The sequence below is a fragment of the Marinobacter sp. genome, assembly GCF_052094685.1.
Classification (GTDB): Bacteria; Pseudomonadota; Gammaproteobacteria; order Pseudomonadales; family Oleiphilaceae; genus Marinobacter.
On the sequence record NZ_JBQDKB010000100.1, the window covers coordinates 1 to 12,135 of the forward strand.

The window sequence follows — 12,135 nt, forward strand, 5'->3', positions numbered from 1 at the left end:
GTGTGAGTAATCATACACTCAAAGTCAGGTGGCCAGATTCACTATGCCACTACAAACAGGTCAAAAACTTCATCATAGCTGGCCGGAATTTCAAGCTCTCGGTTCAGCTCAATAGAAACAGTAATAGCCACGACAGACTCCTTTTTATGGTTATACGTATCAATATAGTCGGAAAACAATGCATGCATTTTGGCCCAACACTACGGCATTGTCATACTCCTACCCTGTTAATTTGTTAACCCTGCGTTATCCTTTAGGTAATTCGCGCCCGGATTCGCCTTGAATCCTGAATGCTCTCGAAACAAGAAAGGAAGCCCGTACCATGAAAGCCATACGTTATGTGCTGATCGCCATCGTTGCACTTGTCGTTCTCGCCGCTGCCGCGATTGCTATTGCCATGGCCGTTATAGACCCGAACGATTACAAGCCGCAAATCAAAAAGGTTGTTGAGGAAAACACCAATCTAGACCTCATTTTGGAAGGCGATATCGGCTGGTCTTTTATTCCCCTTGGGCTTGAGCTGAATGATGTAGAGGCCACTTTGGATGGCGAACGCCTCGTTGCACTGAAGCAACTGGTGGCACAGGTCGATTTTTGGTCTCTGATTGCCATGTCACCGCAGGTAGACACCTTCGTGCTCGATGGCCTAGACGCACGCCTAAGCATTAACGAGAAGGGCGAGGGCAACTGGACGCGCATCATGCCTGAACCCGCCGACGGTGACGCGAAGAAAGACAAAGAAGATGTGGCCAGCAATACCGAAGAGGCCCCAACAAAGGAAACCGAAGGCGAACAGGACGGCGAAGCGCTTAATTTTAACGTCGAGAACGTGCAAATCATCAATGCGCAGGTGCATTACAGCGATCAGCGCGACGGGCAAACCGTAACACTGGAAAATTTCACAGTGAGCGCCAGCAATATCACTCTGGGCTCCGAGTTTCCCCTGGAAATTGGTTTTCGCGTAGAAACATCCAAGCCGCAGTTCGAGGTTGACGGAAACATAGACGTTCGCCTGGCAGCCAACGAAGCGCTGAACGATTTTGCAGTTTCTGGTTTGGAAGCTGTATTCAAAATGAACGGCGAGCCGTTTGGCGGAAAATCAGTAACTGCTAAGCTAGGTGGCTCCGCTAAGGCCAACCTGGAAAATGAAACTGCGACCCTGAGCGACTTCACCGCCAGCCTCGCAAACTTGAGCCTAAACACTAACCTAGACGTTAAAGGCTTCGGCGATAAGCCAACCCTTAAAGGCAATTTGGCTATCAGCGAGTTTTCACTCAAAGATCTGCTCGAAAATATGGGGCAACCCGCTATTGAGACCTCCGACGAGGATGCCCTCCAAGCTATTGCCTTCTCTACCAACATCGGCGGCCCAGCAGGCAAGCCGGCACTGTCTGAGCTGGTGATCAAACTGGACGACACCACATTCAAAGGCTCCGGCAGCTATAACCTCGACAACGGTGGCATTGTGTTTGACCTTCAAGGCGACAAGCTTAACGCCGACCGCTACCTGCCACCGAAAGCCGAGGGTGAAAACAAAGGCAAGGAAGCTGAAAGCGATGCCCCGACACAAACTGCCGACGCTGGGCCAGAAGGCGACCTTCTACCGCTAGACACCCTGCGCAGCCTGCTATTTGATATAGATTTCGGGCTGAGCGAGCTGGTTGTGAGCAACCTGACCATCAACGAAATCAAAGCCAGCACAACCGCCAGCAAAGGCGTACTGAAAGTTGACGAGTTCAGCGGCAAGCTTTATGAAGGCAGCTTTGGAGCCAATGTAAAAATTGATGCCCGCACAGACACACCCAAGTGGTCGGTAAACTCCGATGTTAGCAACGTGCAGACCCTCCCCCTGCTGGCTGACTTGGCAGAAGTGACCATGCTCGCCGGTGGCGCCAACCTCAAAGTAAACGCCACCACATCCGGCAACCGTATGTCGCGATTAAGCGAAAATGCCGATGGCCAGATCAGTTTTAATCTTGCCAAAGGCGAGTTCCGAAAAATGAATCTGACCCACATGGCCTGTCAGGGCATTGCCCTGGTCAACCAGGATAAGCTGACAACGGATAACTGGGGCGACACGACCCCCTTCGACGACATGCATGGCGTTCTGGATATCAACGGCAACATTCTTAACAACACAGACCTCACGGCCCTGATAGCCGGTATGAAGCTTGAGGGCAACGGCACCGTAGATCTCAAGCAGACTCTGGTGGATTACGAGCTTGGCCTGCGCATTGTGGGCGACATTCACCGCGACAACGCGTGTCGGGTAACCGAATACGTGGAAGACGTGGTCATACCTGTTGAATGCCGTGGTGATTTCGCAGCAGATGCCGCCGGCCTGTGCTCCTTCGACGGCTCACGTTTCCGCGACACACTGAAAACCATTGCGTCGAATGCCGCAAAGAAAAAAGCCAAAGAAGAAGTAGATAAAGCGAAAGGCAAAGCTGAAGAAAAAGTACGTGAAAAGCTGGAAGAAAAACTCGGCAAAGACGGCGGCGATAAGGTTAAAGACGCACTCAAAGGCCTGTTCAAGTGACAGCAGACCTCTTTGCTGAAAACCTTTTAGCTTGGTACGACCAACACGGCAGGCACAACCTGCCGTGGCACCACAACCGCAGCGCCTATCGGGTGTGGGTTTCTGAGATCATGCTTCAGCAAACCCAGGTTGCCACTGTTATTCCTTACTACCAGGCCTTCATGGAGCGCTTCCCCAACGTGAGCTCCCTGGCAGAGGCGCCGGTTGATGATGTGCTCAGCCATTGGTCAGGGCTTGGCTATTACGCCCGTGCACGCAATCTACAAAAAGCCGCCCAATCCATTATGGAAGATTTTGGCGGAGAGTTCCCAAACACTCAGGAGGAGTTGGAAACGCTAATAGGCATTGGCCGCTCCACGGCCGCAGCTATCGTTGCTCAAACATTCAACGAGCGCGCAGCCATTCTGGATGGCAATGTAAAACGGGTACTGGCTCGCTACCATGCCGTTCCCGGCTGGCCTGGGCAAACTTCGGTACTGAAACAGCTCTGGGTGCATGCCGAGACGCACACTCCGAACGACCGCGTGCGTGACTACACCCAAGGCATTATGGATTTGGGCGCAATGGTATGTACCCGCAGCAGACCCGCCTGCGAAGCCTGCCCCCTTCAAAAAGGTTGCACGGCTTACGCAAAAGACGCGATAAAACTCTATCCCGGCTCGAAACCCAAAAAGGCGAAACCTGAAAAAACCACCTGGATGGTTATTCTGGAAGACAACGAAGGCCGCATTCTGCTGGAACGACGCCCACCCAGCGGGATATGGGGTGGCCTATGGAGCCTGCCGGAACTGGACCCGGCCTATGGCGCAGATGAGTTACAGGAAGCTTGCGAACAGAGCCTTGGGTTCGATTGCGGAGAACCAGAACTCATCAGCGGCTTTCGCCACACATTTTCGCACTACCACCTGTACATTCAGCCCGCGCGACTGGGCGTGAGCGGGCAAAACAACGTGAGAGATGATGCCCAGCATAAGTGGCTACACAGGCACGAAGCATTGGCATTAGGCCTACCAGCGCCTATCCGAACACTTTTAACAAATCCAGAACAGGCCACCCTGCTCTGACAGCCGAGTACCCGCACGCTCAACGGACACTATCTGCTATCATCCGGATATTCACATATCGCACACATCAAGACAGGAGCGAACATGAGCCGCACCGTTTTCTGCCGCAAACACCAGAAAGAACTAGCTGGCCTGGACTTTCCGCCCATGCCTGGAGCAAAGGGCCAAGACATCTTCGAGAACATTTCGAAACAGGCCTGGGAAGAATGGCAGCACGAACAAACCATGCTGATTAACGAAAAACACCTGAGCCTGATGGACCCCAACACCCGCAAATACCTGCAGGCACAGATGGCACATTACTTCAACAACGAGCCTTTCGACAAAGCCGAGGGCTACGTACCACCAGAGAAGTGACTCTGATTTGATCAAAGCTTGAGCAGGCCTGAAAAGATTCGGGAAATTTTCCGAACCGGTCTTGACTCACCCCCCCTAAACCGGTTTAATAGCGCCCCGTTGCACAGCAGTATAGCAACTTGCCCGGATAGCTCAGTCGGTAGAGCAGAGGATTGAAAATCCTCGTGTCGGTGGTTCGATTCCGCCTCCGGGCACCACTCTTTCCCTCCAATCAATAACTTAGGAGGGATTTGAGAGTTGTCCCATCATTAGTCCCCACATCCCCGAATTGCTTGAAAAAACTCAAAACCACTGAACTGTGATCTTGGCTTTCCAAATCTCTGTATTACAAAAAATCCCCATAACACCCTGTTTTTCCGTTCTCATTTAATCACAAAGCCCCCTTCTGGCCAATTGCTTGCTGCGCCAACGACTTCATGTACTCTGAATTCAGACCGGTCTAAACAAACCTCTTAATTCAGAAGGAAGTCCAACATGCATAACCATTACAGTCACATCCGCAACCTGCTTCAGGATGCCCTCATCATTGCCTGGCTGCTCGACCACTTCAAAAGCGCAACGGTAACACTGGAGCTGGAGTGCCATGACGGCACAACTGCCACTATTACTGAAACCCTGGCGGAACTGATCGCAAATACGCTGGAGACAAGCTCCCAACTGATACAAACGCCGCCAAAATCAAAATCGCTGGCGGACAGTCTTGGCGACATCAAACAACACCACTGGTTTTAAGGAGCCCGAACATGAAATTCATGAAACAGGCCCAACAACTGGCCGCAGAGCTTTCCAGACAATTTGGCAGCAACGAAATAATCTTCAGCGCCCAAATGCGCCGAGGCGACGACTGGATTACGCTTGAGCTGTACCGCAACGAGGAAGACCCTCACCGGCTGCATGCTGTGATGGACTTCGATACTGGCGGGAACATTCTGCTGCAAACCGAAAAGACACCCCACTAGTTTCGGCCACCGTCCATCCCCGACGATGCTACTTCCTCGGGGATGGGTTTTACTCTTCTTATGACAACAGTTAGGCCTAACTGTTGTCGAAAACAGACGTTGCAACCGGGTACCTATCGCTGAGACCCGCCGCACACGTTAAGCGGAGATCAGGCTGTCTGCGTTTCACTGGGCGGGACATCAATTGCTGCTGATCTCCTCTTCCTCTAAGCTCCCTAATCATTATTATGAAATCTGCCTACCGCAACGACATTTATCGTCGCGTTAGTGCGTTATCCTGAACAAAATCGTACGACCGAAACACCCACCCCACGAGAGAATCCATGAACAACACGGAACAGCAATTCCTCAAAGCCCTGGACGACAAACTCTGGAAAGCCGCCGACAAGCTCCGCGCCAACCTGGATGCCGCCAACTACAAGCATGTGGTGCTGGGCCTGATCTTCCTGAAGTACGTCTCCGATGCCTTCGAGGAACGCCAGGAAGAGTTGCTGGAGCGGTTCAAGGATGAGAACGACGACATTTACTACCTGCCCCCGGAAGACTACGACGGCAACGAGGACTACCAGCAAGCCCTGCTGGAAGAGCTGGAAGTATTAGATTACTACCGCGAAGCCAACGTGTTCTGGGTGCCCAAGCCGGCCCGCTGGAGTACCCTGAAAGAGAAAGCCGTGCTGCCCGTGGGCAGCGGGCTCTGGAAAGACGATGCCGGTAACGACGTAAAGCTGCGCTCCGTGTCCTGGCTGATCGACAACGCCCTGGAAGAAATCGAAAAGAGCAACGCCAAGCTCAAGGGTATCCTCAACCGCATCAGCCAGTACCAGCTGGACAACGACAAACTGCTGGGCCTGATCAATACCTTCTCCGACACCTCCTTCACCCGGCCGGTGTTCGAGGGCGAGAAGCTGCACCTGCACAGCAAAGACATCCTCGGCCATGTGTACGAATACTTCCTGGGCCAGTTCGCCCTCGCCGAAGGCAAGCAGGGCGGGCAGTATTACACCCCCAAGAGCATCGTCACCCTGATTGTCGAAATGCTGCAGCCCTACTCCGGCCGTGTGTACGACCCGGCCATGGGCTCCGGCGGTTTCTTTGTCTCCAGCGACAAGTTCATCGAGGAACACGCCAGCGAGCAGCACTACGACGCCAGCGAGCAGAAGAAGCACATCTCCGTGTACGGCCAGGAGTCCAACCCCACCACCTGGAAGCTGGCCGCCATGAACATGGCCATCCGGGGCATCGACTTCAACTTCGGCAAGAAGAACGCCGACACCTTCCTGGACGACCAGCACCCGGACTTACGCGCCGACTTTGTAATGGCCAACCCGCCGTTCAACATCAAGGACTGGTGGAGCGAATCCCTGGCCGAAGACGTGCGCTGGAAGTACGGCACCCCGCCCAAGGGCAACGCCAACTTTGGCTGGATGCAGCACATGATCCACCACCTGGCACCCACGGGCAGCATGGCCCTGTTGCTGGCCAACGGTTCCATGAGCTCCAACACCAACAACGAAGGCGAAATCCGCAAGCGCCTGGTAGAAGAAGACCTGGTGGAATGCATGGTCGCCCTGCCCGGCCAGCTGTTCACCAACACCCAGATTCCGGCCTGCATCTGGTTTCTGACCAAGGACAAAGGTACGAGGACGACAGCGACCGGCGGAGCCTTCAGCGACAGAAAAGAGCAGTTCCTGTTCATCGACGCCCGCAACCTGGGCTTCATGCGGGATCGGGTACTGCGGGACTTTACCAACGACGACATTGCCAAAATCGCTGACACCTTCCACGCCTGGCGCCGGGCAGGAGCCCAAGTGTCGCGGAGTCCAGGGATGGACGAGAGCGACCAGCGTGTTTATCAAGACATCGCCGGATTCTGCAAATCCGCCAGCCTGGATGAGATCAGGAAACATGATTTTGTGATGACACCGGGGCGCTACGTCGGTGCCCAGGAGCAGGAAGAGGATGGAGAGCCCTTTGCCGAGAAGATGGCGCGGTTGACTGGCCAGTTGCGGGAGCAGTTTGCGGAGAGTGATCGGCTCGAGGCTGAGATTAAGCGGAATCTTGGGGGATTGGGTTATGTCATATAAAACCTATGCCCTAGGCGATCTGATTGAGAAATGGATCGACAATCGTGGTAAGACCCCACCTCTTGCCAGTGACGGTATTCCCTTGTTGGAGGTCAAACATCTGCCTGCCAGTGGTATTTACCCAATAACTGAGGGTACCAAATATGTAGACCAAGCAACTTACGATTCTTGGTTTCGAGCGTATCTCGAACCCCGAGACATTCTATTCTCGACTGTCGGAACCACCGCCAGGGTAATCATGACTCCTGAAAATAGAACAGTCGCAATTGCGCAGAACGTTCTCGGAATACGCTTTAAGAAAGAGATCCTTGACCCTTGGTATATGTTTTATTACATGCGGGGCAGCAAGTTTCAGCATGATATTAAGTCGCGCCTGATAACCACTGTTCAAGCAAGCATTAAGCGTGCAGACATGGTTGGAATAGAAGTTGATGTTCCGCCCCTATCGGTTCAAAAATCAATTGTTGAAAAAGTTTACGGGCTCGACAGGAAAGTCGACCTCAACCACCAACTCAACCAAACCCTCGAACAAATGGCCCAGGCCATCTTCAAAAGCTGGTTTGTCGATTTCGAGCCGGTCAAAGCCAAGATCACCGCACTGGAAGCAGGCGGCAGCGAGGAAGACGCCCTGCTCGCCGCCATGCAGGTCATTGCCGGTGACGCGCAGGGATGCGCTAATGCCGCAGGAGGCAGGATGCCGGGAGCGGCCAAAGGCGACAAGCTAACCCGCCTCCAGACTGAACAGCCCGAGCAATACGCCGAACTCCGCGCCACCGCCGAGCTGTTTCCGTCTGCTATGCAGGATAGTGAATTGGGGGAGATTCCGCAGAGGTGGGAAGTATTGCCTCTCGGCAAGATGATCAACCTTATTGGGGGAGGAACACCCAAGAAATCCGAACCGTCCTTCTGGAACGGCGATATCCGGTGGTTCTCTGTTAAAGATGTCCCCTCTGATGGCAACGTCTTTGTCGTGGATACAGAAGACAAGATAACAGAGGAAGGTTTAAACCGTAGCTCAACCAAGTTACTACCAATCGGAACAACCATAATTACTGCAAGGGGCACGGTGGGAAAGCTGGCGCTAACCGGCGTTTCCACTGCAATGAACCAGTCTTGTTACGGCGTGACTGCAAATGATGAAACAGGCCCTTACCTGAACTATCTGAGATTATCAGAAGCGGTAGCGACGCTGAAAAGAAACACTCATGGGGCAGTATTCGACACGATCACACGAAGCACTTTCGACACAGTAATACAGCCCCGTTCTTGCCTCGCCCTACGACAACGCTTCGAGCAAGCTGTAACGCCGATGTTTGAGGCGATTAGAAACAACCTCGTTCAAAGCAACACACTCTCAGAGGCTAGAGATTCGTTACTGCCCAAGCTGCTCTCCGGCGAACTCTCACTTGACGCGCAACCAGCAGAAAAGGAAGTCGTTAATGTCTAGGTGGACGGATAACTTCAGGAACCATGCTTACGCAGCAACTTGGGAGGCTTTCAAGCTCAAGGTTAACGAAACAACACTGGATGACGAATCCATCCAGACCTCCGTTGAGGAGCTAGCACGGCTTGATAAGGTAACAACCTTTATTGATGGGTTGCTTAAAACCCTTGATCCAGAACTAATACCCCTACCGACTTGGGACAACTTTAACAAGCAGTGTCAGGCGGCAACTCAACAACTTGATCAGTTTGCAGCAGACCGCAATGTTGGGCACCTCAACGAGGCTAACAAAAACCTCGACAACCTGCTGACCTATGTTCGTCCTTACATGGTGGCGGAGGGAAAAGCAGCCCTCGCTCTTCGAGATGCAGCGGTGGATGCTGCAAACCAGATCAGCGAACGATATACAGAGCTAAAAAAAGATGCCCAAGGTAGCTATGAGGGCATCGAGAGTTTGCGTGAAGATGGCGAGGCAAAACTAACCTCTATCACCCGAATCCATGAGCGAATCGACGAATTCGAGAAACTAACGTTCGGCGATGAAGAGACCGAAGGCTCCGAACAGAAAATCAATACAGTTATTGCCCAGATTGAAAGCCAATACGACAAGATCAATGGGTTTCACGATGAGATCTTCGTTGGAGAAGGTGAAACGCCCTCCATCAAACAAGAAATCGCCTCAGCACGTGAAGACGTGCTGGCTGATCGTAAGTCGATTGGTGAACAGTTGGCTGCGGTAAAGGGTAGGATTGATGATTTGGATGAGTTCTACATCAAGATATTCGGCGACCCTGATAGTGAAGAGAAGCATAAGGGATTGGCCGGTGAGCTAGACCTACGCAAAGAAGAGCTAAAAAGCTTCGAAAAGGAACAGAAGGAACGCTACAAGGCGCTCAATGAGAAAATCAATGGGCTGTTGCCTGGAGCGACGAGCGCGGGGCTGGCCAACGCCTACCACGAGATGAAGGTGTCCTTCGACGCTCCTATTAAGACTGCCAGCAGACTTTTCTACGGCTCCATCATGGCACTTGTTGTGCTTGCTTTGGTCCTTTCTTGGGAAAGTATAGGAGGCGCCCAAACACAAGACTGGGACGCAATTTTCAAAGGCCTGGTTTACCGTCTACCACTCTATGGGCCGATTATCTGGCTTGCCTTCTACGCATCTAAACGAAGAAGCGAGTGCCAGCGCTTGCAACAAGAGTACGCACATAAAGAGGCATTGGCGAAGTCTTATGATTCTTACAAACAACAGATAGAAGCCTTGAATAGCGGCGACACGGATATGCTCAACAATCTTATTACCAAGGCTATTGATGCCATCTCATACAACGCCTCGGAAACATTAGATAAACGGCACGGTGACCGGCATCCGGCCCAAGAACTGGCTGAAAAAGCAGCAAATGAGGTTGCTCAGAAAGTAGCGCGATGACGGTGGCTGCTTACAACTATGTGCTACCCATAAACCATTTATGCGACTGCTACTTGATGAGTAGAGACTTATTGCGCCCATCAAGGCCTCGTTACAGGACGTAGCTGATGTTTAAAATTGATCCAAAACAGAACCGTATCTCGCCACTGGAAACCAAGCGCTTTGGCGATCTAGGCTTTACTGAGCGCAAGCACCTGCAGGAGTGGCTGGAGAACCACCCGCAGGCGCTGGCCCAGGGAGATGGCGAGGAACTGCTGATCATCCAGAAGGAGTTCGATGGTTTTGACGACACCCGGGAGCGGCTGGATCTGCTGGCCATCGACAAGGACGGCAACCTGGTCATCATCGAAAACAAGCTCGATGACAGTGGCCGGGATGTGGTTTGGCAGGCTCTCAAATACGCCAGCTACTGCGCCAACCTTAAAAAGCAGCAGGTGGTGCAGATCTTCCAACGCTACCTGAACCAGAAAGCCCAGAATGAGGGCACTGAACCGGCAGATGCGGAAAACATACTGCTGGAATTTCTTCAGGCTGACGACCTGCAATCCGTGCAACTGAACACCCTGAAAAGCCAACGCCTGATTCTGGTCGCCGCCCATTACCGTAAGGAAGTCACCAACACGATACTGTGGCTGAGCCAGTTCGGCGTCAACTGCCAGTGCTTCAAGGTTACGCCTTACCAGGCCGGTGCTGAGCTGTTCCTGAACGTGGAGCAGATCATCCCCACCCCGGAAGCCTCGGACTTTATGATCGGCATGATGGCCAAGGAGGCCGAGGAAAAGAGCGCCAGTAATGAGCAAAGGCAGAGTCATCGGCTGCGACTGGCGTTCTGGGAGCAGGCGTTGGAGGCCTTCAGTAAAAGTAACTGTAACCTCTACAACAATATCAGCCCGGGAAAAGACCACTGGCTGTCGGCTGGCTCCGGCCTGTCGGGCATGGTATTTAGCCTGATCTTCAGCAAGAGCGAAGTCCGAGTGGAGTTCTCCATGGCGCGGGCCCAGGCAGAGGCGAACCGGTTCGTCTTTGACCGTCTGGAAGGCCAAAAGGAAAAAATCGAAGCAGACTTTGACGGTTCCCTAGCCTGGTTGCCACTCCCCGACCGAAAGGCCTGCCGCATTCAGTTTAGTAAGCCAGTAGATGGGTACGACAAGACCAACTGGCCCGAGATGATCCAATGGCTGGTTGCGCACATGACACGACTGGAGAAAGCGCTGAGTGGGCCGCTGGATAAAGTGCGGCAGGAGCTGAGAACCACAAACTTCAGTAAAGAGCCAGGCGCAGAGCACGATGCATAAGCTATTGGCTATACTGCCCGGTTTATAAACAACGACAAGGAAATGTCATGACTGAACAACAAGTAAGAATCTTCACCTCAACCGATGGCCAGGCGCAGCTGGAAGTAGCGCTGGATCGTGAGACCGTCTGGTTAAATCAAAGCCAGATGTCTGCGCTGTTTGACACCTCTACCGATAACGTAGGCTTGCACCTGAAAAACATCTTTGCAGAAGGCGAACTTGCGGAAAATCGAACTACCGAGGATTTCTCGGTAGTTCGCCAGGAGGGCAAGCGCCAGGTTAGGCGCCGCGTCAAACACTACAACCTGGATGCCATTATTTCTGTAGGTTATCGGGTCAGCTCCAAACGTGCGACACAGTTCCGCCAGTGGGCAACGCAGGTTCTGAAAGACCACTTGGTACAGGGCTACACCCTCAATCAACGCCGCCTGGCCGAGCGCGGCATCGAGTTTGAGCAGGCCGTTGATCTGCTCAGCCGCACCCTCACCAATCAAGGCTTGGTATCCAACGAAGGCGAAGCCGTCGCCCGGGTGATCAGCGATTACGCCCGCTCCTGGAGCCTGCTGCAGGGCTACGACGAGCAACAGCTGGCCGAGGTCGGCATCAAGCAGCCGGATATGCAGCCGCTGGAGCTGGACGAAGCCCTGAAAGCCATTGGCGAACTCAAGCAAACGCTCATGGCCAAGGGCGAGGCCACCGAGCTGTTCGGCCAGTTACGGGGTAACGGCTTGGCTTCTGCGCTGGCGACGATCGAACAGGGCTTTGGGGATGAGCTATTTTATCCGAACGTGGCTACCCGTGCCGCTCACCTGCTCTATTTTGTGATCAAGAACCACCCGCTGGCTGACGGCAACAAGCGCTGCGGCTCGTTTCTGTTTTTATGGTATCTGCGCCGCAACGCCGCTTTGCTGGCGCGGCCGGTAGAACAACTGATTAATGACAACACCCTGGTGGCCTTGGCCCT

Annotated in this window: 10 protein-coding genes and 1 tRNA gene; all 11 read left to right on the forward strand. The window is 53.1% G+C overall.

Annotated elements, in window-relative coordinates:
• Window positions 1-322: 322 nt before the first annotated feature.
• On the forward strand, window positions 323-2,539 hold the full coding sequence (locus ACTH3S_RS15605; RefSeq protein WP_441809931.1) for an AsmA family protein: 2,217 nt from the start codon (window positions 323-325) through the stop codon (window positions 2,537-2,539).
• Entirely contained in the window at window positions 2,536-3,603 is a 1,068-nt protein-coding gene (gene mutY / locus ACTH3S_RS15610) for an A/G-specific adenine glycosylase (RefSeq protein ID WP_441809932.1), read from the forward strand. The genes ACTH3S_RS15605 and mutY overlap by 4 nt, the downstream gene beginning before the upstream one ends.
• Window positions 3,604-3,687: 84 nt before the next feature.
• Entirely contained in the window at window positions 3,688-3,960 is a 273-nt protein-coding gene (locus tag ACTH3S_RS15615) for an oxidative damage protection protein (RefSeq protein WP_441809933.1), read from the forward strand.
• Between the two features lie 121 nt (window positions 3,961-4,081).
• Window positions 4,082-4,157: transfer RNA gene (locus tag ACTH3S_RS15620), tRNA-Phe, on the forward strand.
• Window positions 4,158-4,434: 277 nt separating this feature from the next.
• Entirely contained in the window at window positions 4,435-4,692 is a 258-nt protein-coding gene (locus ACTH3S_RS15625; protein ID WP_441809934.1) for a hypothetical protein, read from the forward strand.
• Between the two features lie 11 nt (window positions 4,693-4,703).
• Window positions 4,704-4,919, forward strand: coding sequence for a hypothetical protein (locus tag ACTH3S_RS15630; protein ID WP_441809935.1), 216 nt, complete (start codon window positions 4,704-4,706; stop codon window positions 4,917-4,919).
• Between the two features lie 323 nt (window positions 4,920-5,242).
• Window positions 5,243-7,003, forward strand: coding sequence for a type I restriction-modification system subunit M (locus tag ACTH3S_RS15635; protein WP_441809936.1), 1,761 nt, complete (start codon window positions 5,243-5,245; stop codon window positions 7,001-7,003).
• Entirely contained in the window at window positions 6,993-8,450 is a 1,458-nt protein-coding gene (locus tag ACTH3S_RS15640) for a restriction endonuclease subunit S (RefSeq protein WP_441809937.1), read from the forward strand. Before ACTH3S_RS15635 ends, ACTH3S_RS15640 begins: the two co-directional genes overlap by 11 nt.
• On the forward strand, window positions 8,410-9,876 hold the full coding sequence (locus ACTH3S_RS15645) for a hypothetical protein (protein ID WP_441809938.1): 1,467 nt from the start codon (window positions 8,410-8,412) through the stop codon (window positions 9,874-9,876). Before ACTH3S_RS15640 ends, ACTH3S_RS15645 begins: the two co-directional genes overlap by 41 nt.
• 107 nt (window positions 9,877-9,983) lie before the next feature.
• Window positions 9,984-11,171 carry a DUF4268 domain-containing protein gene (locus tag ACTH3S_RS15650; RefSeq protein WP_441809939.1) on the forward strand — a complete coding sequence of 396 codons (1,188 nt, stop codon included), beginning with the start codon at window positions 9,984-9,986 and terminating at the stop codon, window positions 11,169-11,171.
• 47 nt (window positions 11,172-11,218) lie between these two features.
• The coding region (gene rhuM / locus ACTH3S_RS15655; RefSeq protein ID WP_441809940.1) for a RhuM family protein at window positions 11,219-12,135 on the forward strand (917 nt) is incomplete at its 3' end.

Bases quoted from the DNA above. Each gene is read 5' to 3' on its own strand.
- ACTH3S_RS15605 (WP_441809931.1), top strand. From the start codon at position 323: ATGAAAGCCATACGTTATGTGCTGATCGCCATCGTTGCACTTGTCGTT.
- ACTH3S_RS15615 (WP_441809933.1), top strand. From the start codon at position 3,688: ATGAGCCGCACCGTTTTCTGCCGCAAACACCAGAAAGAACTAGCTGGC.
- ACTH3S_RS15625 (WP_441809934.1), top strand. From the start codon at position 4,435: ATGCATAACCATTACAGTCACATCCGCAACCTGCTTCAGGATGCCCTC.
- ACTH3S_RS15630 (WP_441809935.1), top strand. From the start codon at position 4,704: ATGAAATTCATGAAACAGGCCCAACAACTGGCCGCAGAGCTTTCCAGA.
- ACTH3S_RS15635 (WP_441809936.1), top strand. From the start codon at position 5,243: ATGAACAACACGGAACAGCAATTCCTCAAAGCCCTGGACGACAAACTC.
- ACTH3S_RS15640 (WP_441809937.1), top strand. From the start codon at position 6,993: ATGTCATATAAAACCTATGCCCTAGGCGATCTGATTGAGAAATGGATC.
- ACTH3S_RS15650 (WP_441809939.1), top strand. From the start codon at position 9,984: ATGTTTAAAATTGATCCAAAACAGAACCGTATCTCGCCACTGGAAACC.